Below are 21,572 nucleotides of genomic sequence, written 5' to 3'. Positions count from 1 at the left end.
TTCTTATTTTTATCTTTACGACTGCAAAGATACAATGAAAAACTTTTACCTGCAATACCTAAAAATGATGGTTTGTGCAAAATACCTACTTTTAGGGAGCAGTTTGTGTTACTTTATATACTTTTTCCCATTTCTTATGTATATTCCTTTAGGAAGATCTGTATCGGAAGTACCAACATAACGACCATCTAAAAGATAAATACGATTATCATATCGTTCTGTTTCTTCTTTATTATCAATCGTGTTAATACCTAAAGCCTTCCTACGTAACACTTCTTTCAATCCCGCTGCAACATCAATTTGGCCATAACCATAGAGATTATTAGGGTAAGTGAGTGAAGTATCATAATGTGTACAAGTCTTGGAGAAGATCTCCAAACAATCAGCTGGTGTCAATAACGGGTCAGCCTCTAGCCAAAGAGCTATTGCACCTGTTACAATTGGTGTAGCCATTGACGTTCCACCGCTGGCATTCCATGCATAAGTACGTCCGTTATACTTAAAATGCCGTATATCATTCTGTACAGAACCATTTATAGTATTTGGATTGTTGATAAAGAATGTGCTATACGAAGAGATGACATTCTGTCCCGGAGCCATTACGTTTGGTTTGATACGACCATCAAATGTTGGCCCCATAGCTGAGAAATTAGAACGTACGCCCTCTCTACCGGTATCATACACCTTCTTCACACCTAAATAATTAATAAACTGCGTACGATAGCTTGTTGAGCCAACACAAATGACATCAGGTGAACTCGAGGGTGAGAAAATAGAATAACGACTATCCCCAGCATCTAACACCGGATCGAGCGTGTGTGAGAACATATAACCCATCATACGATATAAATCGATCTCTGCATCTCTACCAATAACTTGCAGTGACACTTGCGGATTATCCCCAACCTTTGAAGGACTAGTAAGGAAGAAGTCGTAAGCGGTCTCACTGGCATCGTAACTATTTGGATAAGCTAATACCCGCCATATATATTTCTTTCCACCTACATACAAAGAATCTGTAAGTAGAGAGTCTTGAGCATTACAAACATCTGTTGTAAAAATGTCAATCTTGGTTGGTGAGCTTTCATCATCATATATACTCACGCGGAAAGAAAAAGACTGCTTGGACTTAGCCGTACAACTAAAGCTTTTCTCTCTACTCATGATAAATGCTCCAGCTCTTTCCTGTCCTTTTGTTTTGTGTATATACGTTTTCCTTGCCCCATCATTACCTGCAGAAGCAACGATGATACGTCCTGGGCCAACCAATTTAGCAAGCAATTCATAATAAAGTTGATCATATCCATGAACATCTTGTGTACTCCCCTCACTAAAATTAATGACACAAGGTTTGTTCACACGTTTGGCATAATCAAAAATATACTTAAACCCAAGCGCATCCGTTGCATAAGTATATTTATAATAATCCTTTGGATCAATCAAGGAGGCGTTATCTGCAGCATTATCTACTAAAACTAAATCGGCATCGCATGCCATCCCACGATAAGGAGACAAGGCACCATTACCTTCCGCACCACTACCAGCAGCTATACCTGCTGTATGTGTTCCATGCGTCTGCGTTTCACCATCAATAGGATGTCCTAACTGTAATAATACTTCTTCACCCACATAATCGCGACCTACATATAATGCAGAACCAATCGTATCACGTGACAACTGATCCCACATTGCTTTGATACGATAACGACTCATATCGGTTGAATAAAAATTTGGATGTGTTAAATCGAAGCCAATATCTTGTACACCAACGATGACTCCACGACCTGTATAAGACTGTGAAAGTCCATCACCAGTATAAACAGCTTCAGCATTGACAACCAATCGTGCTGTATCCATCTGTATACTACAACGTCTGCCTGTTTCAATCCGTTTCACCTGTTTACCGCATGACAATGCTCCCAACCGACTGAGAGGAATTGCAGCAATACTTATATCGCCCACATGTGCTAATTCTTGACAACCATGGCTTTTAAGTATTTCAGCTGAATTACCATCAATGCGTACAAAGGCCGTCAACAACCTATCATCACTCTGACTACGAGTAAGCGGCTTGCTAACCAACGCTGAGACCATTGCTTCACGAACAAAAGGTGACATCTTTTCAAAGCGTGGACGTTGTGCACTAACGCTCAGAACGAAGAATATAAAAAGTAAAGATTGTATTAAACGTTTCATTTTCATGTTAGATTAATTACAAATGACAAATTAATTATCGTATATATGCCTACAAAGAAACGAAAAAAAAATGATATCTGCAAGAATTAATACCATAGAGAGCCATTCATGTTTCACATAAGCAATTAGTAGATGGTGATGAGTAAGATTCTTTATAATTAATGAAGTTAGCATGCATCACTAAACTAGCGCTATAATGAATCATGTGAGTAATTCGCCATTGAGCCTAAAAATATTGTCAAATGGTATAGCCTCCAACTAAAAACAAATCCTGGTTGTCCTTAGCTTTAATACGCTTAACTCACATTAAATCCCTACCCTTTCATATAAAGCAATGCTGTTAAGCCCTCGCACATGTGGTGCATAATACCATCAGCACCATAAGTGTTAAGCACCAACACCACACGTGTGGAATATCAACAGACACACCATATAATGTATTATAGAGCAACTCAACTTTACTAGAAAGTTGTAAAAGGTTGAACTCATAGCGACAAAAAAGGCTACAAGTCAAATCACGACTCATAGCCTTTTACTTATTTGTATAAACATTCTCTACATGAGAATAAAGAACCTTTTTACTTGTTCAAACCGCGATTGTTCAATGTAACGTTAAGAAGTTTTACATACTCACGATACTGACGATCATTCAATATATAACGCATGTAAGAAAGATCCTTCTTAATAGCGCTCTGTACCTTAGCCTGACGCTCAGAGCTGTCAGCAACAGATGCATTCATCATCTCTGTTGCGAAAGTACGATTAATATCTTCAACAACATCAACCTGATCAATATTGAGATTCAGCGCACGGCTCAAAGCGTATGTGCTTACATTGAATTTATATGCGCTTGTAGTAGCATTATTATTGTTATTATCATTCTCGTTTGCAGCGAATCCCATAGTCATACTCATTACTGCTACCATTGTCAAAACAATCTTCTTCATATTCATTATCCTTTCTTAATTATTAAAGCCTCACCTTAAGACTTACCATTTTGTTATATTCTGTAATTTATTTCCTTATTACTGATGCAAAGTTACAAGATTACACACACAGAATATAATTATTTATTACATATAATTAATTTTTACTTGTATTTTTGACTCACATCAATACGATTGATTTATATTAGCAACAAGCGCATTATTCTTGTGCTATCTTAATTACAATCACTATACCATAATCTTATAAAAAGAAAAAACAAGTACCAACCAGATTATATTCCGTTTTAAATCCTTACCTTTGCATAGATTACATAACAATTAAAAATAAGAACAAATGGAGAATAAAACACATCAACTCATTGTAGTCAGTTACGAATTATATAGTTTAAAAGACGGTAAGGAAAACTTTATCGAAAAGACAAACGACATGCAACCGATGCAACTCTACACAGGTTGCGACATGGCTTTACCAGCTTTTGAAAAGGAGATTGTAAGGTTTGATAAAGACACTGACTTCAAGTTCACACTTACAAAGGAACAGGCTTATGGTGAACGTGACGACAAGAGTATCTTATCTCTTGATAAGGCAACCTTTTCACCTAACGGAGTCTTCGATTCAGAAAATATTTACAAGGATGCTGTCGTACCATTACAGAATGAAGAAGGTCAACGTTTCCTTGGTAAAGTATTAGAAGTATCAGACGATAAGATTACCATTGACCTTAATCACCCTCTCGCAGGTATGGATCTTGTGTTCCATGGTCATGTTTTCGAGAATCGCGAGGCAAGCGAGGAGGAAGTAAAAGACTTCTTCGAACAGATGAATCAACATCATTGTGGTGGTGGATGCGGCGGAGGCTGTGGCAGCAACAACGAAGGTGGATGCGGTTGTGGAGGCCATGAAGATGGAGAAGGAGGCTGCTGCGGCTGTCATTAAAATATTCTCCTATAGTCGCATATTAGGATATGAGGTTATCGATTAAGAACGCTCATCTCGATAACCATTCATAGAGATTTTGTTATGAATACATTCGGAAAACTCTTCACGCTAACAACCTTCGGTGAAAGCCATGGTGCTGCTGTAGGTGGCATAGTTGATGGGATGCCTGCTGGTATAACCATCGATATAGATTTCATCCAATGTGAACTCGCACGTCGCCGACCAGGACAAAGCCATATCACAACGGATAGAAAGGAAGCAGACAAAGTAGAACTGCTGAGCGGTGTGTTTGAGGGGAAGTCAACTGGTGCTCCCATTGGCTTTCTTGTCCGCAATACCAATCAACATTCAAAGGACTATGAAAATATCCGTGATCTCTTTCGTCCATCACATGCTGATTATACTTATTACAGCAAGTATGGCATCCGCGACTATCGTGGAGGCGGTCGGTCATCGGCTCGCATCACCCTTTCACGTGTCGTAGCAGGTGCCTTAGCCAAGCTTGTCCTACAACAGCAGGGCATCAATATCACCGCATATACTGAACAAGTAGGCAACATTCAACTTGATAGAGATTATCACCAATATGATTTAAGTCTTATAGATTCTAACCCAGTTCGCTGCCCTGACCCACAGAAGGCAAAAGAAATGGAAGAACTTATTGCACAGGTGAAAAGCGAAGGAGACACCATCGGCGGTGTTATTTCTTGTGTTATCAAAGGCTGTCCAGTGGGCTTAGGCGAACCTGAATTTGGAAAACTTCATGCACAATTAGGTGCTGCGATGCTTAGCATCAATGCCGTGAAGGGTTTTGAATATGGTGAAGGATTTGCTGGAGCATCCTGGAGAGGTAGTCAGCAAAACGACACCTTCTTACCTACTGACGATAGTCATCAACACCCGTTATGCAATATAGAAACCAATCATAGTGGTGGCATACAAGGTGGTATTAGTAATGGTGAAGACATTTACTTTCGGGTGGCCTTCAAACCTGTCGCAACCCTGCTTATGGAACAGCAAACAGTAAACATGGAAGGGGAATCCACAACAATGGATGTTCAGGGGCGTCATGATCCTTGTGTCTTACCTCGTGCAGTCCCTATTATTGAGGCTATGGCTGCAATGACAATACTTGACACATTGCTGATAAGTAGGACTAATAGATTTTAGGTACCTTTTATCATTTGTATTGCATTCAATAGCTATCTATAAAACAAAATTAGAAGGAGTTAAATCCATTCTTCACATGCTAACAATAGCTGAGAAAAAAGATGGACTTAACTCCTTCTAATTTTCTATACAACCACTTCTTTCTAACGAAATAAGCTTTAGTTACCTTTTATTTCAGGCTTCCTACAAAATCATTTAATGCTGCACCTCCATCTAAAGATGGTGAATAAGGCTCAAGAACGTTGAGCTTGATGTTCTCGAAAGTTGACGTTATATCTTTTGCCGTATTCAAAACACAGATATCACCAGCCAAGCCACAAATATCTATCTGATCTACTTTCAACGCTTTAACCAATCGTGCGAGAATACTGGCTGACGCTTTATTTTGCATGATAGAATACTCATCCTTATCTATGCTATCACCCTTATATAATAAGGTGAAGCCGCCCTTTGAATCATTAAGAGCAACCAATAATGATTCCCAAATAGCTGCACCAACAGAATGTTGCACACAATGGCGTGGCCACACTCCACCCTCATCAGCAAACGAACTATGATGATAAGGATGCCAATCTGCTGTAACTATCTTTATAGTATATTCATTACTTTGTTCCTTTACATACTTTGCCAGCGCATCCATTGCCTCGGCTGCGCCTGCTACAGGAAGTGTTCCTGTAATAAAGTCGATTTGTGGATCGACTATTAACAATAGCTTTTTCATATTTTATTGTCCCTTTAAACAATAAGACCAAATAGTTTCATTATCTATATTACAAAGCTAACAGAATATAAATCGTAGCTTTATAATATCAACGTTAATACGCTACAGATATTTTCTGAACACACCAAAAGTAATATAAAAATAGTGATACATAAGCCATGTATCACTATTTTCTTCTTAAGTTTTTATACTTGTGCGTTGTCTGGCTCTATTGTATCGGCTCCTACCTCAACAACACCACGCTTAACATGACCATCATAAGTAACGAAGTAAATACCCTTACCAGGTGTCCACTCCATACAGAAGAGTTCGCCAGGGCTATTAAAACCATTCTTCTTGATAACGCGTAATGCCCATGCCTGTGAACGACCACTCTGCTTAAGACCACTCGAAACGAACTCACCATTGTTAACAAGTAAGAATGAATCAGCTGTCTTACCGGTTGGTAGAACTGTAACTGCACCATTTGCTTCAAACAAAACATCCTCAACTTCAAACATAGAGAAGATTCCTTTTTGCCTTAAAAGCAAACGAAACTGCTCCATTTCAAGACTATTACGCTTAAAGTTCTTAAAGTTAATAACGCCATTCTTCACAAGGAAAACACTCTCTCCTTTGATAATATGACGTAGACGAGCAGAACGCATAGCAAAACGAACAAGCATATTAAAGCACGTCCATACAGCCAAAGCAAAGAGAATATGCCACATAGACATATCAGGATTATACAAGACACCACCGACTAATGCACCAATCACAAAGGCACTCACGGTATCAAGTGGCGTAAGCTGTGCCATCTGGGCTTTTCCTGTAATACGCAAGAATGCCAAAATACCTATCATACCCGTAACAAGTTTCAAGGTAATGCCTATATAAGGCTGAATAAACTCAATCATTTTTTGTTCTTAAAGCTGTTATTATAAATTGAATTTTTATTCGTTTTGATGCTGCAAAAATACTTATTTATTACTTAACTCGCAAATAACATGAGTAAAAACACACTACGAAACAATTAATTCTATTTACAGAAAGCCTATAAACAAGTCTTTTATAGCTATGGGGGCAGCTGTAGAATTAAAAAAGAAAGCAACTCCTTTGCCAGTTCAAAAATAATATATAACTTCGCACCGAACAAATTGGTAGAGTGGTTAATAGATGCCTAAATAAGAGGATTCTTCTCCTTTACCATAAAATAAAGACAAAAATGGAATACTATATCAAGATTAACGAAGAAAAGAGAGGTCCTTATAGCCTCAACGAATTAGCTGAACGTAAGTTGGATGAAACGTCATTGGTTATGCCAACAGATGGTGTAGAGTGGGTCCCTGCCAACCAGATTGAAGAACTTCGCACACTCTTTGAGAGCAAAGATTCAACTGACAATCCTGTCAAAACAGAAGATGTACCATTTGTTGAAGCCAGACCAATCATACAAGCTGCACCACAAGAAGCAGCCCAGCAGGCACAACCAGCACCGAAGAAGAAAAGCCATACTGGCTGCCTCATCGGTATTTTGCTGACGCTCGTAGCCTTGGTTGCAGTAATGGTTGTCACTTGTCCAAAGACAGAACAACACAAGGAAGTACTCTCTACCGTTATCACCACTACTGTAAATGATGCAGTAAATGACAACGATAATCTTACAGGCAACACCTTCATCGACAATGCTTTCAAAACTGTCAGCAATTCTTTTGCAGGTAAGGTGATTGAGACTGCAGTTGATAATCTCGTCACTGTCGACAACTATGTTGTGTGTTCATTGGGCAAGGTACACTACGATGGCAAAGATCATATCGTATCTTTAGGTATCTTTGGGCATATCTTTACCGTAGATGAAGATGACCTTCAGGAAGCTGCAGAGCAGTATTACAAGAAAGAAGAAATCAACATGAAGGAACAACTAAAGAAAAAAGCACAGAAGATGTTGCAGGAAAACATCATTGCACCTGCAACCTCAGCCATAGAAGGACTATTGGGAAGTGCTATGGACGGACTTCTTGATGAAATCGGTTTAGATAACCAACCCTCAAAACAAAGTAAGAAAAAGTCAGTGAAAGCCGATTCTATCTAAGTAAAGATTAGGCTTTCAGATAACAAGATAACTGACTTATAGATGGATAATAACGCAAAAGATAGTTGTTAAAAAACAATATTTCTACATAAAAGGAAAGGTTTTACATATTATCTTTTGCATATAAACAATATTTTATATAAATTTGCACCATTAATTTAAATAGAATATAAAGATGAAGAGATTATTTTTAATTGGGGTAATGGTTCTTACAGCCGTAGCAGGTTTTGCTCAGAGTGGCGAAAGAATCGATACATTGAAAGAGCAGCAGAAGGTGCTCAAGATGACTACAGAGTTGAACAAACTGCAGTTAGATTACGAAAAAGAGAAGGCAAACAATGTCGAACTCAGCAAAAAAGCTGCTGACATCAATGTTGAAGCAAATATAGCAACAACAGAATTCAGCACAACCAACGCATCAAGCACTGTTAAGGATGCAAAGACCACTATCAAGCGTCTGAAGGAAGCTAAGTCTATCAACAAGAAGTTGGCTAAGAGTCAGAAGACTTTAAGCAAGATGGAAAGAAAGATTGCTAAGCTTCAGGCAAAGATTGATGACTGTAACAAACGTATCAAGTTTGTTAACAATTAATATCGTCAAAAATATTATCGAGAATAAAGGACGCACATTTTGTGCGTCCTCTCTTATGTATAGTCCGTTTAACAGACAACTATACTTTTTTATCTCATAACTAATAGTCTCTACGAAAAACCATCATTTTACTCTCGTAAAAATATCATATAATGAAAAAGAAAATACTTCTATCGCTGTATTATTATCTCATCTCCCAATATACTCACAAATGCTCTTTTCTGAGAATCTTACAATGGACATAGACAGTACAAAAACAATACAAGGAACTCTATTACCAGTACTGGATTTTAAGACAGAAAAGGAAAATGTTCTCACACTCAAGAATACCGCTAATCTCAACCTCTTAATAAAGCACAAGCGTGTTATCAACTTAATAAACAAGTTGGAGTTTTCAACTTACGGCAAGAAATTAACGGTAAGTGGAGGATATGTACACGTAGAATACCGTTATCTACTAAGTCGTGCTTTTGAGGTTTACCCTTATGCAGAATCACAATGGGCTGAAAGTCGTGGAATGGAATACAAGATTTCAACAGGATTATTATCACGCTATAGGATTATAAACAAAGAAAAATATCTTATGTTTGCATCAGCGGGTATGTTCTATGAATTTGAGAAATGGGAAGATCCTACTCCTAATGCAGCCCCATCACATGTTTATAGTCGTAGCATAAAAAGTCACCTATCAGTAAGTTTCAAACATCATTTAGGCGAACACTGGGAACTGACGACCACAGCTATTCATCAGGCGAAGCCAGATAGTTACTTTAAGGAAGCACGATTCGGTGGTGCAGCAGACCTAAAGTATAACATTACACCAAAGATTGGAATTAATGGTGCCTACCGTGTCATCTATGACACAGCACCGATTGTTCCTATTAGGAAGACTTACACAACCATAGAGGCGGGGCTTAGTGTGTCCTTTTAAGTAATATAAGCAACATTATTAAGCATAAAAACGCTGATAATTAATCAACAAGGACATACTTGGCCACACCTTATGCTGAGGTAAAAACTAATCTTTAAAGAATTCATTTCACGAAGATAAATATTTATTTTCATGAAAGTAAATGTTTATTTTCATGAAGAAAAATTTTTTTTTTCATGAAAATAATTCGGAAAGAAGTGCAAATATCAATGCTGGAGACGCAGAACAAGTGGTAGATGGTCGCTAAATCCATTATTAAAACGCATACCATTATAATTACGGCGGGGCTTTACTCCGCCGTATTTTGTATCTTCTTCTAATAGAAACGGCGCATCATTAATACGACAGTCTATCACCCATGAACGTAGATTTTCGGCCTATATGACAAAAATGTGCTTAAAATCCTTGTAACTATCTAATAATCATTATCTTTGTTTTATTTATATTTTTATGGCAAAAAATCTGCTTTTATTGTGGCTCAAAATCGACTATAAAACGTGGTCATCTTAATGGTAGTCAACGCTGGTATTGTAAGTGCTGTAAGAGGAGCTTTGTTGGACATAATCGCCTTACCAATACCATTGTCAATAATCGTTATTCCAAGGGTAATCTAACAGTCAAAGATCTATCAGAGGAGTACGGAGTTTCAACCAGGACAATTTATAGAAAACTCACCAAATCTTATAAAGAAGAACTTCCCAACCTTCTTGTTCGCCCTGTAGTGGTTTTAATGGATGCCACCTATTGGGGACGTAATTTTGGTGTCGTTATCATGAAGGATTCATTGTCTGGTGATGTACTTTGGTTTAAGTTTATCAATAGGCATGAACGTCTTGAAGACTATAAGGAGGGCATAAGCTACTTGGAGTCACTTGGGTATACCATTCAAGGGCTTGTATGCGATGGTTTTAAGGGACTTAGGCAAGCTTTTCCCAATTATAAATTCCAATTATGCCAGTTCCATCAAGTAATGACTATAAAGACAAAACTAACTTCAAGACCCAAGCTTGAGGCTTCAAAAGAACTGCTTGAATTATCCAAGATGTTATGTCATACGGACAAGGAGTCCTTTATTGGGGCTTTAAAGGAATGGTACACCAAGTGGGAGGATTTTCTTAAGGAACGGACAACAACAGAAGATGGAAAATCACATTATACTCATAAAGCTCTACGTAGTGCTTTTTTGAGCCTTAAAAGGAATATGTCGTCATTGTGGACATACTATGATTACCCTGAATTGAAGATGCCAAATACAAACAATGCCATTGAATCACTCAATGCAGATTTAAAGACAAAATTGAACCTACACAAGGGGATCAGTATGGAAAGAAGAAAGATCTTCATCCAAGACTTTATAAAGTCCCATTCTCCTAAGAAATAAAAGGGGAATGGGAGATTTTAAGCACATTTTTGTCACATAAGAGAAAACGACGCTAAAATAAGCACACTTTTGTCACATAAGCCAGATTTTCACTTACAAGTATCTGGTCCAGACTTCCCCATTCTCCATGATAGCGATAAGTTCCCTTTGCTCCATTGTTCCCTTTTACTCCTGCCGATACATTAATTAAACCATGTTCGTATAAAAGACGTAGAGAAGGACTGTCTTTATAATCGTTAAAGTCGCCCATCACTAACAGTTTCGGGTCTGTATACGCACTACGAAGAGAGTCTATAGCACTACACAATCGCTCCATTACGTGCATTCTAAAAGGACGAGAATAAAGTTCACCTCCCATTCGACTTGGGGCATGAAGTAGGAAAACGTGTAGCGTATCACCGCTTTCTATTTCACCTGCTACATGTAGAATATCTCGAGTTGGGCGCATTTCCTTCATAGGTATGACACGAATCGTATCGGCTTTTATCAATCGGAAGGAAAAAGGGGAATACAATAACGCCACATCTATACCACGAGTATCATTCGAAGCTGTCATCACATATTCATAACGAGCCTTACGCAACAAAGATCGACGAGTAAGGTCAAAGAGTACACTATCGTTCTCTACCTCACATAAACCTACAATATCAGGTAGCGTCCAACCGCTACTATCTTCGCCACAAGCAATGATTGTCTGCCCTATTCTATTTAATTTCTGCCAATACTTCGTTCGTGTCCAGTGGCGCGGTGAGTCTGGCAGGAATTCATAGTCATTCTTCAAAGAGTCATGCCGAGTATCAAACAAGTTTTCAGCATTCAGTTCTACAATTGTTAAACGAGTTTGAGCAACAGAGAAGACAGAACTCAATGTAAGTAAAAAGATTAACAAGATCCGCATAAGTATCAGGTTATGTAGGAAATAGTTTAACACACAGAGCCTTATTTATTTATAATCTCCAATTGCTGACGTACACTCTCTTCATGTATTAACTCAAAGACTTGAGCTGCGAAGTTGGCATCCATACCACAAAGGCTTGCTTGTGCACCACGCTTTTCAAGGATTTCACTATATCTTCCAGCTTGTAGAATAGTCATGTTATGCTCCTTCTTAAAGGTTCCTATCTCACGGCAGATACGGAAACGCTTAGCAAGAAGTCCCATCAAAGAATTATCAAGTTCGTCAATTTGTGTACGGAGAAATTTAAGGCCTTCAGTTGCAGAGGTATGATCACGCACCACTAAGAGTGAAAGAATATAATCGAGAATATCAGGAGTAACCTGCTGTTCTGCATCACTCCATGCCTTCTCTGGACTACAATGACTCTCTACGATTAGACCATCAAAACCTAAGTCCATTGCTTGTTGGCAAAGTGGTGCTATCAAATCGCGACGACCACCAATATGACTCGGGTCACAGATAATAGGAAGTCCTGGTATTCTTCTCCGCAATTCTATAGGAATTTGCCACATAGGAGCATTTCGATAGAATTTCTTATCATAGCTTGAGAAACCACGATGGATAACTCCCAAACGCATTAAGCCAGCTTGATTAAGGCGCTGAAGTCCACCTATCCATAGTTCTAGGTCTGGATTTACAGGATTTTTCACCAATACGGGGATGTCTATTCCGTGCAAAGCATCGGCTAAAGCCTGCATAGCAAAAGGATTTGCTGTGGTTCTGGCACCAATCCAAAGAATATCCATTCCATACTTCAATGCCATTTCTACATGCTCAGGTGTTGCCACTTCAGTTGATATCATCATACCTGTCTCTTCTTTCACTCGCTTCATCCATGGCAAAGCCATCTCGCCATTGCCCTCAAAGCCACCTGGTTTCGTTCGTGGTTTCCATATACCTGCACGAAAAATGTAGCATCCCTTAGCGGCAAGACTATGCGCTGTAGATATCACTTGTTCTTCTGTTTCAGCAGAACAAGGCCCAGCAATGACTATTGGTCGTTCCTTATCACTTGGAAGTTGTAAAGGCTCTAATTCTAACTCCATACTCATAAACTTTTTCCTTCGTTTTCGAAATAGTTCACCAAAGGTAATACAAATGATGCATATAACCGCGATTTACCACTCTAAAGATATAATATTGTTGTGTGCGTTCATCTTCTTTTTGTAATTTTTATTTAAGAAAATTCAAAGAAGATCATGGTTTTTATTGGTAAATCAAAATCATTTTACGCACACAATTCGATTTAGAGCCACTTTTTTACTATCTTTGCATAAGATAGGCTGCGTTCGGCAATTTGAAAGTAAACTTACATTGCACTCACTGGCACTATCTTTGCATAAGATAGGCTGCGTTCGGCAATTTGAAAGTAAACTTACATTGCACTCACTGGCACTATCATTGCATAAAATAAAAGGAATAGCTATGAAACAGTTATATGCAATACTGACAGCAACAATGCTTAGCATGGTGCTATGTTTATACGCACAAGAGCAGAAACAGTTCCGACTTATAAACGGAAATGGGATGGAGGCGATTATTAGTAACTATGGTGCTCGCCTTGTCTCACTTACTGCTCACAACTGGAATGGTAGGTTGGAGCCTGTCGTAAAAGGATATACCAATAAGGAGGAATATTTGAAAGATCGGACTTTAGGTGCTACGCTCATCTACTTTGGTAAAAATAATGAGGAGACACTATCTGGAAAGATGTGGAAACTTGTTAGTTCTGACAACCAATCAGTTACGCTGCGATATGTGACTTCAGAGGGAGAGAATGGATTAGATGGAAAGTTAAACGCCACAGTTACTTACACCCTATCTGACCAAAACGCCCTTGATGTAGACTATCGTGTTGCAACAACAGCTGAAACAAAGTTGGAAGTAACAAATGGTATTTGTTTCAACTTATCAGGAGAGATGCACCGCTCTATCCTCAAACAACATCTTTGGGTTGATGCTGTCCAGATTAATACTTATAACGCGCAAAGACAGTTGACAGGTGTGCTTCAACGCATAAAGAACACACCATTCGACTTTACCAAACCAAGGGAGATTGGTGAGCGTATCAAAAGTACGAGTAAAGGATATGACAATGCCTATCAGTTGCGACATCCAGACAACATGCAGAAGGCGGCAGCAATCCTCTTTGATGCACAGAGTGGACGTGCTATGACAGTCTACTCAAGTGAACCAACACTCAATATTAACACATACGGTAAGGAGAGTTGCGGTATCTCATTACAGCCAATTCATGCTGGATATAATAGTGGTATGGAGAAAGTAAGTAACGAATTACGCCCAGGCCAGGTATTCCATGGTGCCACAGTTTTCTTCTTCACAACTGATCCTCCACTGATTATGCGCACCAAGTAAAAGCATAAGTATAAAGAACCTCTGAACTACTCGTGCGATAATATCCACAGTTTGAAAAAGCACTAATTATCTTTAAAATCCTTGGCAGTTGACTATCAAATATTTATATTTGCAAGTAAATGAGGAAATATAGTTTCATAATAGCGGCTATTCTCTGTATACCATTGTATGCACAGAATACAAAAGGAGACCACAATGGGAGTACTTCCACTGTGGAACCTATAGAGTCAGCACGTCTGCAAGGACCACGCGAAGCCACAGAGGCTGAGAAGGAGTATGCCAGACGATTGGCTGAAGACCGTGCACAACAGGCACAGATAGATAACAACCTACCCCTCATTACAGAGAACGGACAAACAGTTACACCAAATGATTTCTATTATCCGGCTTGGGGTTATGGTGTTGGGGCATGGCGATTACATAAAGGATTGAACATCAACCTTGGTGCATCGGCCTTTGCAAGCTTTGGTCACGGAAACAATCATGGTGCAGGCTTCTCACAGGATGTATCATTGATGTATGTAACGAACCTATCAAAGAAGGCTACATTGGCTGTGGGTGGATACGTAAACCATCTTACCTATCGTGGCGACAACTACTTCGTGGGTGGTATTAATGCTGTCTTTGGATATCAGTTCAATGAACATTGGAGTGCATACGCCTTCGTACAGAAAGCTTTTACATCTAATAACTTCGGAGATGCCTTTGGCTACGGAGGTTATGGTTCACCTTATTGGGCTGGCTATGGTGGCTTTGGCTATTCGCCTTTCGGCTATGGTTATGCTTCAATGGGATACGGATATGGACCAATGGCTTGGGCTTATGGTACCGGAGTTAGTCGTTACATGGATAGAATTGGTGGTGGCGTAACCTATCAATGGGGTTCTCATAATCAGAATTCAGTATCTGTCAGCGTAGAGTTTGACCGTCTCCCTTCGCAACGTAATGGTTTCTATAATAGCAATCGATATGATTATCCTGTAAGATAAAGAAACAACAGGTTTACATAAGAAAATAGAGTTTACAATTACTACAGCACATTGCTGAATGAGTAATTAGTAAACTCTATTTTTTATAATACTAAATTCATCTTATTTCATCCACCGTAAGCGAAGACTATTAAGTACAACACTAACACTGGAGAATGCCATCAGCGCACTTGCCCACGATGGAGTAATCTGCCAATCAATGCCAAAAGCGTAAAGCAAACCTGCTGCTAATGGGATACAAACAATGTTATAGATGAAAGCCCAGAAGAGATTCTCCCAAATCATACGTACTGTATTGCGACTCAATTGTATTGCTTCTGGGATAGCAGACAAGTCATCTCCCATGAGTGTCACCTGTGCTACATCCATAGCTACGTCCGTCCCCTTACCAATAGCAATACTTACATTTGCCAAAGCCAAGGCTTGTGTATCGTTTATACCATCACCTACCATTGCAACACGCTTTCCTTCGGCTTGCAACTTCCTAACAAGATTCTCCTTATCTTGTGGCAACACCTTACTATGATAGTGTTTTATACCAGCTTTTTCAGCCCAATAACGAGCTGCCTCGTCTTTATCTCCACTCATCATATAGACCTCAATCCCCTTCTTCTGTAGCTCATCCATTGCCTCACGAGCATTAGGCTTTAATGTTTCACGCTCTTCAAAAGGAAGGTTATCAGCCTTTGTAAAGTCGATATTCTTATTCGGAATGGTCAGTGTACCAGTCTTATCGGTCACCAACACATCTACCTTACGCAGACTCTCTAAGGCTGTAGCATCCTTTATGAGTATTTGTTTCTGAGCAGCTTTACCAATACCAACCATAAGCGCAGTAGGTGTTGCCAATCCCATTGCACATGGACACGCAATGACTAAGACGGCTACAGCCGACATAATAGCCTGTGGTAAAGCACTATTCCCACCTATCAACCACCACAAAAGGAAAGTAGCAAGAGCAATACAAGCTACCACTGGAACAAATACTAAGGCTGCCTTATCAACGATTCGTTGGACTGGAGCCTTTGAACCTTGTGCTTCTTGCACCATTTTAATTATGTGAGCTAAGGCTGTGTCCTCACCAACTTGACGAGCACGCATGCGGAACTTACCTTGACTTGGTATTGTTCCTGCCAATACCTTTGAGCCTTTTTTCTTCTCCGCAGGCGTTGGCTCACCCGTTATCATACTCTCATCAACATAGGCTGCATCAGCTGTCATAAAGCTTTCTGCCCAAATCACCTCACCATCTACAGGTACCTTTTCACCAGGACGAACCTCCAAAACATCCCCAACCTCAATGGTTGAGAGTGGAACCTCCTCTATCTTGTCGCCATCAACGATATGTGCTGTCTTCGGAGCCATACCCATCATCTGACGAATAGAAGATGCCGTACCGTCTTTAGCCTTCTCTTCTAACAGTCTACCAGTCAAAACGAAGGTAATAATCATTACTGAAGCATCAAAGTAGGTGTGCCATACAACTCCCCTACTTGCCCATACGGCATCTCCCCAAAACGTGTTAAACGTACTGAAAAGAAAGGCAATACCCGTAGACAAAGCCACCAATGTATCCATGTTTGCACTGCCATGACGCAACTGTCTAAACGAAGATACATAGAACTGGCGACCGCAATAAAGCATGTTTGCCAAGGCTATCAATAATGCAACCTGATTGGCTATATCACGAGAACCCAAGTCTATCCATCGCATAGACACACACATCACAGCTACTGAGAACAACCATGACAACGCAGTCTTACGCTTTAAGAGTACATACTCACGCTTCTCTATCTCGTCTACCGACGTCTCCTTATCTATCACTAAGTCATATCCGAGTGCATTGATTTCAGCCTTCATCTTCTCAAGTGAGATTACCTGAGGATTGAAATCAATCAAGGCTGAACGACCAGGTAGCGAAACAGAAGCAGAATTAACACCCTTGAGTGTATTCAACTTCTTCTCTATATTGGCTGAACAGGAGGAACAAGCCATACCTATAACTGGAATTGTTTGTTTCATAATAATACTATTTTTATCTTCCCCTTACCAACGAAGGGGAAGGAGTCTACAAATGAAAAGAACATAAAATTATGCTCTTAAGATTAGAAATAAGCTGTTATAAACTCAGCTCATAGCGCCCGCTGTTGTCTACAGCTTCCTTGATTTCAGAAGGATTAACCTTACTTTCATCATATTCTACTGTGACATTAGCATCTTCAAGATTAGCTTCAGCAGACACTACGCCATTGAGTGCTTTTAAAGCGTTCTCAACATTTGCCTTACAATGTACACACTTCATACCGCTTACTGCATAAACACTCTTTTTCATAAGTCTTTCCTTTCTATTAATATTATGTGATTACTATTTTATTTTTATCGTTTGCAAAGTTACACATATATTATCTATCAAGCCTTATAGAATTATGGATAAAGATTATAACTTCTCGCATCAGTTCTACAAGAAGTTCATTCATAACATGGTAAGAAAAGAGTCTGAAATATCATCATCCAAGTGTTGAAAAATTATTACATAATTTCGAATAAAAGCCTTAGAATAATGCTAAAAGATAGATATAAAAGTCGAGTTTATAACCGACAGCAAATCAATTAGTTACAAAATTGCATTTCAAAAGGTGCTTAGTAAGAGTTCAAAAGGGCGTTAACTCGCATCCAAAAGGGCATCTTTAAGAAGGCAATTAAGGCTTAATTGAAACGCTATTAGTGCTCTATTAAAATATGACGAGTAAAATATTACAACAAAACATTCTTCTTTGCATCATTAAACATATGCTCATTCTCCTCCTAATACCTGTCTATTTTTCATCCCGAAAGTAAGAACAAAAATTATATTCCACCTATAAGCAATAGGCTTAACTTTGTAAATAGCAGTCTAAAGTTTATCCAAAGGTGTTCGGAGATTATCTTTCATCCCTTTGAACTGACTGGGAGTCATACCTGTCACAGACTTAAACTGGCTGGAAAGATAAGCTACTGACGAGTAATTCATACGAAGAGCTATCTGCGTCAAAGTCAACTCATCATAACGAATGAACTCTTTCACTCGTTCTATACGTAACTCAATATAATATCTTTCGATAGTCTTTCCTTCGACCTCTGAGAAGAGTTTTGAAAGCGCACTATAGTCTTGACGAAGTTCAGATGACAGATAATCACTAAGATTAGTTGAACTCTGATTATCATGGTAATGCACAAGTCTGATTAAAGTAGACTTGATGTGATCGATGGTTTGCTGACGACGGTCGTCAAGAAGTTCGAAACCAAGTTCTTTAAGGGCTGTCCGAAGGGTAGAAAGTTGGACAGAAGAAGGCTCTTCCTCAATACTAACCTCACCTAATTCAACCTTTTGGGGGTGTAGTCCGACCTGCTGTAAAGTTTGGCTAACAGCCATTTTACAGCGATCACAAACCATATTTTTAATATAAAGTGTACTCATACTGTTGTTTTCTTTGCTGCTGCTTCACGTGTAAACTCACGGAAGGTGTAAATAACGATAGGTACTGTAAGCGTGAAAGAGAGCACATCACTGACGGCTTGACACATCTCAACACCTAACAGTCCAAAATAAGATGGAAGAATAAATATCAACGGAATAAAGAACAAACCTTGTCGGGCAGCTGCCAAGATGTTTGCACGCCACGGCTTACGGCAGGTCTGAGCAAGCATATTGCTTGCCAAGATAAGAGCATTAACAGGAAAAACACAAAGCTGCCATCGCAACGCTACAACACCAATAGCAATCACTTCGGGGTCATCACGGAAAACACCTATCAGCGTTCCACTTATCATCCAGCCAACAATAGCTAACACGATAAGAAAAATCGTACCAATAGTTACAGTGAACTTATATGCCTCTTTCAGTCTTTCATATAATCCTGCGCCATAGCAAAAGCCACAGACGGGCTGGAAGCCCTGTCCCAATCCGATGACTACAGCGAAAGAAAGCATGGCTATACGTCCAACAATACTCATCGCAGCAATGGCAGAGTCGCCATAAGCACCAGCTGCCACATTCAATGACATTGTTGCAATACAAGCCAACCCCTGCCTCATCATGGAAGGACTACCCCCATAGAAAATCTCCTTATAACGCTGTAATGAGGGCGAGAAATTACGAAAATGGATAGCTATATTCTCTCCCTTGCGCGTCATTAAGAAAAGGATAACGAAGGACACTGCCTGTCCTATCACTGTTGCCCATGCTGCACCGCTGACACCCATACCACAAGTAAAGATGAGGATTGGGTCAAGAATTACGTTCAAGACAGCACCTATCACAATACCATACATCGCAAAGTTGGCGTTTCCTTGTAAACGCATCTGATTGTTCAAAGTAAGTGATGAGGTCAAGAAAGGTGCACCAAGTAGGATGACTTGCATATAGTCCTCTGTGTAAGGAAGAATAGTAGGTGTACTACCAAGCATCAAGGAAAGTGGAGTGAGGAATATCTCGCCAAAAATAAGGACAATGACTCCTACAAAGAACGAACTAAAAAAGCCTGTGGAAGCCATCTTCACAGCATTCTCATGGCGACGTGCTCCTAACTCACGAGAGATATAATTGCCCGAACCATGCCCAAAGAAGAAGCCCATTGCCTGCACGAAAAACATTAGAGAGAACACTATTCCCACAGCTGCCGTTGCTTGTGTATCAATCTTGCCAACAAAGAACGTGTCGGCAATATTGTATAATCCTGTCACAAGCATTGATATAATGGTCGGTATCGCCATAGTGATAATGACTCGATGGACTGGTGCTTGTGTCAAAAAAGTATAGTTATCCGTATGTCTATGCATAACCAAATGCGCTTTAAGATTCTCCTGCAAAGGTACTAAATAATTCAGTACTAAAATGGTAATCGCACTATTATTCAGAGTGAATAACATTCATAACGTTATTCTATCATACTTCTTGCATAGGAAAAGTACGTGTTTTTCGAGGCAACTATTATACACAAAAAAACAAGGATAGCTATTTCTTATTGCACGTCAACTATAAAATAACGAACAACAAGAATAACTATCCCTGTTTCAAAAAAAGCCAAGCTAGCATTCTCCTTATAAAATATTAATGACGTTCGAGTAGGATTTGAACAACACGCTCAGCTGAACGGCCATCCCAACGTTCTGGAACACCACACTTCTTCCATGTTCCTGCCACCATATCAGCCAATGCAGAACGAAGCAGTTCTGGGTCTTCACCAACGAGAACGTTAGAACCTACCTTTGCAGTCTCAATGTGTTCTGTATAGCTATTAAGCGTAATACATGGCACGCCATTGAATGTTGCCTCCTCAGCAACATTACCAGAGTCAGTAATAATTCCCTTAGCATGAGCTGTAAGATAAGCAAATTCAAGATAACCCAATGGTTTTACGATGTGGAGGTTATGGAGTTTGATATTCTTCTTCAAGCTAAGCGCCATGATAACCTGTACTGCTGAATCACGAAGAGGAGCAATGATAGGCGTCTCACCGGCTGTCTCGCTCAACACGTGTAACATTCGTTCAAGATTGTCTTGATCTGCCAACAAAGCCTTACGGTTCAATGTAAAGACAAGGTAATTACCCTCTTTCAAAGGTAAGCCTGCCAACTCGTCAATATCCGAAAGCTTCATACCCTCAATACGTTCACGGTCATAGCGGATATTATCAATGAGAATATTACCCACCATATAAACCTTCGAGAGTTCTGCACCTTCCTTGTTAGCAATACTATTGTTACTAAATCCGGCTGTAAAGAGGATATCTGAAAGGCCATCAATCACCAAGCGATTGATTTCCTTTGGCATCGTAATATCAAAAGAACGAGTACCAGCAGCAATGTGTGCAAGGGTGATTGCCTGCTTCTTAGTTACAATAGCAGCTGCCATTGTAGAAGCAAGATCATCTACAACGATAACCACATCAGATGGATTCTCTTGTAGATACTTCTCAAACTTAGACATTACCTGACCTGTGAGCTCATTCAAGTTCTCACATTCTACACCAAGATAAACATCTGGTCTACGAATAGAGAGATTCTCAAAGAGTTGATCTTCGAGTGTAGGATCATTCTCACTACCTGCATAAACTAGTGAATAAGAAACCTTATGAGAACTATTCTCCTCAGAAAGTCTATTGATTACCCTGATAATTGGTGCTACCTTTATAAAGTTAGGACGTGCACCACAAAAAATACAAAGTTTTTTCATTTCTTCAAAGACTCACTCCGTAAGTTCCTCTATAGCAAGAGTTCCTTACGGAGTAGTCGTATATTTTAGTGTTTATATTTATCGTT

The 21,572-nt window shown here is 39.4% G+C and carries 19 protein-coding genes and 2 pseudogenes; 8 read left to right on the top strand and 13 right to left on the bottom strand.

The annotated features are described in order from the left end of the window. Positions 1 to 108: 108 nt before the first annotated feature. Both J4856_RS07930 and J4856_RS07925 read right to left on the bottom strand, forming a co-directional pair. A complete protein-coding gene (locus J4856_RS07930; RefSeq protein WP_065367826.1) occupies positions 109 to 2,196 on the bottom strand; it encodes a S8 family serine peptidase in 2,088 nt (695 codons plus the stop codon). A 578-nt stretch (positions 2,197 to 2,774) separates the two neighbouring features. Continuing rightward, the gene (locus tag J4856_RS07925; RefSeq protein ID WP_025839778.1) at positions 2,775 to 3,149 is read right to left on the bottom strand and encodes a hypothetical protein; all 375 of its coding nucleotides are present in this window, start codon (positions 3,147 to 3,149) and stop codon (positions 2,775 to 2,777) included. 328 nt (positions 3,150 to 3,477) lie between these two features. Here J4856_RS07925 and J4856_RS07920 point away from each other — a divergent pair, with 328 nt between their 5' ends. Together J4856_RS07920 and aroC are read left to right on the top strand one after the other, a co-directional pair. Beyond that, positions 3,478 to 4,080, top strand: a complete 603-nt coding sequence (locus J4856_RS07920; protein WP_025839779.1) for an FKBP-type peptidyl-prolyl cis-trans isomerase — start codon at positions 3,478 to 3,480, stop codon at positions 4,078 to 4,080. 84 nt (positions 4,081 to 4,164) lie between these two features. Further along, the gene (gene aroC / locus J4856_RS07915) at positions 4,165 to 5,253 is read left to right on the top strand and encodes a chorismate synthase (RefSeq protein ID WP_025839780.1); all 1,089 of its coding nucleotides are present in this window, start codon (positions 4,165 to 4,167) and stop codon (positions 5,251 to 5,253) included. A 169-nt stretch (positions 5,254 to 5,422) separates the two neighbouring features. Here the strand turns inward: aroC and J4856_RS07910 are convergent, their stop codons facing one another. From J4856_RS07910 to J4856_RS13460, 3 genes and pseudogenes are all read right to left on the bottom strand, one after another. Continuing rightward, entirely contained in the window at positions 5,423 to 5,974 is a 552-nt protein-coding gene (locus J4856_RS07910; protein WP_025839781.1) for an isochorismatase family protein, read from the bottom strand. 185 nt (positions 5,975 to 6,159) lie between these two features. After that, entirely contained in the window at positions 6,160 to 6,639 is a 480-nt protein-coding gene (locus tag J4856_RS07905; protein ID WP_373277351.1) for a DUF421 domain-containing protein, read from the bottom strand. 45 nt (positions 6,640 to 6,684) lie between these two features. Beyond that, positions 6,685 to 6,816, bottom strand: a pseudogene (locus J4856_RS13460) (DUF421 domain-containing protein); the annotation flags it as partial. A 362-nt stretch (positions 6,817 to 7,178) separates the two neighbouring features. Here J4856_RS13460 and J4856_RS07900 point away from each other — a divergent pair. The 3 genes from J4856_RS07900 (at position 7,179) to J4856_RS07890 (ending at position 9,568) form a co-directional block, all read left to right on the top strand. Continuing rightward, complete coding sequence (locus J4856_RS07900) at positions 7,179 to 8,045, top strand: GYF domain-containing protein (protein WP_025839783.1); 867 nt, start codon at positions 7,179 to 7,181, stop codon at positions 8,043 to 8,045. A gap of 175 nt (positions 8,046 to 8,220) precedes the next feature. Continuing rightward, complete coding sequence (locus J4856_RS07895; protein WP_065367827.1) at positions 8,221 to 8,637, top strand: hypothetical protein; 417 nt, start codon at positions 8,221 to 8,223, stop codon at positions 8,635 to 8,637. A 211-nt stretch (positions 8,638 to 8,848) separates the two neighbouring features. After that, a complete protein-coding gene (locus J4856_RS07890; protein ID WP_025839785.1) occupies positions 8,849 to 9,568 on the top strand; it encodes a DUF481 domain-containing protein in 720 nt (239 codons plus the stop codon). Positions 9,569 to 9,774: 206 nt separating this feature from the next. Here the strand turns inward: J4856_RS07890 and J4856_RS13225 are convergent. Continuing rightward, positions 9,775 to 9,945: pseudogene (locus tag J4856_RS13225) on the bottom strand (endonuclease/exonuclease/phosphatase family protein); the annotation flags it as partial. A gap of 41 nt (positions 9,946 to 9,986) precedes the next feature. Here J4856_RS13225 and J4856_RS07885 point away from each other — a divergent pair. Continuing rightward, positions 9,987 to 10,949, top strand: coding sequence for an IS256 family transposase, variant Zn-binding type (locus J4856_RS07885; RefSeq protein WP_428842430.1), 963 nt, complete (start codon positions 9,987 to 9,989; stop codon positions 10,947 to 10,949). 52 nt (positions 10,950 to 11,001) lie between these two features. On the opposite strand, the gene J4856_RS07880 is transcribed toward J4856_RS07885, so the two are convergent. Further along, complete coding sequence (locus tag J4856_RS07880; RefSeq protein ID WP_234967169.1) at positions 11,002 to 11,847, bottom strand: endonuclease/exonuclease/phosphatase family protein; 846 nt, start codon at positions 11,845 to 11,847, stop codon at positions 11,002 to 11,004. Positions 11,848 to 11,888: 41 nt separating this feature from the next. Then, entirely contained in the window at positions 11,889 to 12,953 is a 1,065-nt protein-coding gene (locus tag J4856_RS07875) for a bifunctional 3-deoxy-7-phosphoheptulonate synthase/chorismate mutase type II (protein ID WP_025837267.1), read from the bottom strand. Positions 12,954 to 13,332: 379 nt separating this feature from the next. Between J4856_RS07875 and J4856_RS07870 the strand changes: the two genes are divergently transcribed. Together J4856_RS07870 and J4856_RS07865 are read left to right on the top strand one after the other, a co-directional pair. After that, a complete protein-coding gene (locus J4856_RS07870) occupies positions 13,333 to 14,283 on the top strand; it encodes an aldose epimerase family protein (RefSeq protein WP_025837268.1) in 951 nt (316 codons plus the stop codon). Between the two features lie 119 nt (positions 14,284 to 14,402). Beyond that, the gene (locus tag J4856_RS07865; RefSeq protein ID WP_025837269.1) at positions 14,403 to 15,272 is read left to right on the top strand and encodes a hypothetical protein; all 870 of its coding nucleotides are present in this window, start codon (positions 14,403 to 14,405) and stop codon (positions 15,270 to 15,272) included. Positions 15,273 to 15,374: 102 nt separating this feature from the next. Here the strand turns inward: J4856_RS07865 and J4856_RS07860 are convergent, their stop codons facing one another. The 5 genes from J4856_RS07860 to J4856_RS07840 form a co-directional block, all read right to left on the bottom strand. Beyond that, a complete protein-coding gene (locus J4856_RS07860) occupies positions 15,375 to 17,294 on the bottom strand; it encodes a heavy metal translocating P-type ATPase (protein WP_065367828.1) in 1,920 nt (639 codons plus the stop codon). A gap of 97 nt (positions 17,295 to 17,391) precedes the next feature. After that, complete coding sequence (locus J4856_RS07855; protein WP_025837271.1) at positions 17,392 to 17,604, bottom strand: heavy-metal-associated domain-containing protein; 213 nt, start codon at positions 17,602 to 17,604, stop codon at positions 17,392 to 17,394. Between the two features lie 561 nt (positions 17,605 to 18,165). Beyond that, on the bottom strand, positions 18,166 to 18,729 hold the full coding sequence (locus J4856_RS07850) for an AraC family transcriptional regulator (protein ID WP_025837273.1): 564 nt from the start codon (positions 18,727 to 18,729) through the stop codon (positions 18,166 to 18,168). Continuing rightward, on the bottom strand, positions 18,726 to 20,090 hold the full coding sequence (locus J4856_RS07845; RefSeq protein WP_025837275.1) for an MATE family efflux transporter: 1,365 nt from the start codon (positions 20,088 to 20,090) through the stop codon (positions 18,726 to 18,728). The genes J4856_RS07850 and J4856_RS07845 overlap by 4 nt, the downstream gene beginning before the upstream one ends. A gap of 271 nt (positions 20,091 to 20,361) precedes the next feature. Continuing rightward, on the bottom strand, positions 20,362 to 21,486 hold the full coding sequence (locus tag J4856_RS07840; protein ID WP_025837277.1) for a UDP-N-acetyl glucosamine 2-epimerase: 1,125 nt from the start codon (positions 21,484 to 21,486) through the stop codon (positions 20,362 to 20,364). Between the last annotated feature and the right edge of the window lie 86 nt (positions 21,487 to 21,572).

It is taken from the genome of Prevotella scopos JCM 17725 (genome assembly GCF_018127785.1).
In the GTDB taxonomy this organism is placed as follows: domain Bacteria; phylum Bacteroidota; class Bacteroidia; order Bacteroidales; family Bacteroidaceae; genus Prevotella; species Prevotella scopos.
The sequence above is the reverse complement of the archived record's forward strand: the minus strand, read 5'-3'. Positions and strand labels throughout refer to the sequence as shown.

Coding starts and splice junctions, on each gene's coding strand:
- J4856_RS07920 (WP_025839779.1), top strand. CDS start 3,478: ATGGAGAATAAAACACATCAACTCATTGTAGTCAGTTACGAATTATAT.
- J4856_RS07845 (WP_025837275.1), bottom strand. CDS start 20,090: ATGCATAGACATACGGATAACTATACTTTTTTGACACAAGCACCAGTC.
- J4856_RS07860 (WP_065367828.1), bottom strand. CDS start 17,294: ATGAAACAAACAATTCCAGTTATAGGTATGGCTTGTTCCTCCTGTTCA.
- J4856_RS07875 (WP_025837267.1), bottom strand. CDS start 12,953: ATGGAGTTAGAATTAGAGCCTTTACAACTTCCAAGTGATAAGGAACGA.
- J4856_RS07890 (WP_025839785.1), top strand. CDS start 8,849: ATGCTCTTTTCTGAGAATCTTACAATGGACATAGACAGTACAAAAACA.
- J4856_RS07930 (WP_065367826.1), bottom strand. CDS start 2,196: ATGAAACGTTTAATACAATCTTTACTTTTTATATTCTTCGTTCTGAGC.
- J4856_RS07910 (WP_025839781.1), bottom strand. CDS start 5,974: ATGAAAAAGCTATTGTTAATAGTCGATCCACAAATCGACTTTATTACA.
- J4856_RS07855 (WP_025837271.1), bottom strand. CDS start 17,604: ATGAAAAAGAGTGTTTATGCAGTAAGCGGTATGAAGTGTGTACATTGT.
- J4856_RS07850 (WP_025837273.1), bottom strand. CDS start 18,729: ATGAGTACACTTTATATTAAAAATATGGTTTGTGATCGCTGTAAAATG.
- J4856_RS07870 (WP_025837268.1), top strand. CDS start 13,333: ATGAAACAGTTATATGCAATACTGACAGCAACAATGCTTAGCATGGTG.
- J4856_RS07905 (WP_373277351.1), bottom strand. CDS start 6,639: ATGCTTGTTCGTTTTGCTATGCGTTCTGCTCGTCTACGTCATATTATC.
- J4856_RS07895 (WP_065367827.1), top strand. CDS start 8,221: ATGAAGAGATTATTTTTAATTGGGGTAATGGTTCTTACAGCCGTAGCA.
- J4856_RS07900 (WP_025839783.1), top strand. CDS start 7,179: ATGGAATACTATATCAAGATTAACGAAGAAAAGAGAGGTCCTTATAGC.
- J4856_RS07880 (WP_234967169.1), bottom strand. CDS start 11,847: ATGCGGATCTTGTTAATCTTTTTACTTACATTGAGTTCTGTCTTCTCT.
- J4856_RS07840 (WP_025837277.1), bottom strand. CDS start 21,486: ATGAAAAAACTTTGTATTTTTTGTGGTGCACGTCCTAACTTTATAAAG.
- aroC (WP_025839780.1), top strand. CDS start 4,165: ATGAATACATTCGGAAAACTCTTCACGCTAACAACCTTCGGTGAAAGC.
- J4856_RS07925 (WP_025839778.1), bottom strand. CDS start 3,149: ATGAATATGAAGAAGATTGTTTTGACAATGGTAGCAGTAATGAGTATG.
- J4856_RS07865 (WP_025837269.1), top strand. CDS start 14,403: ATGAGGAAATATAGTTTCATAATAGCGGCTATTCTCTGTATACCATTG.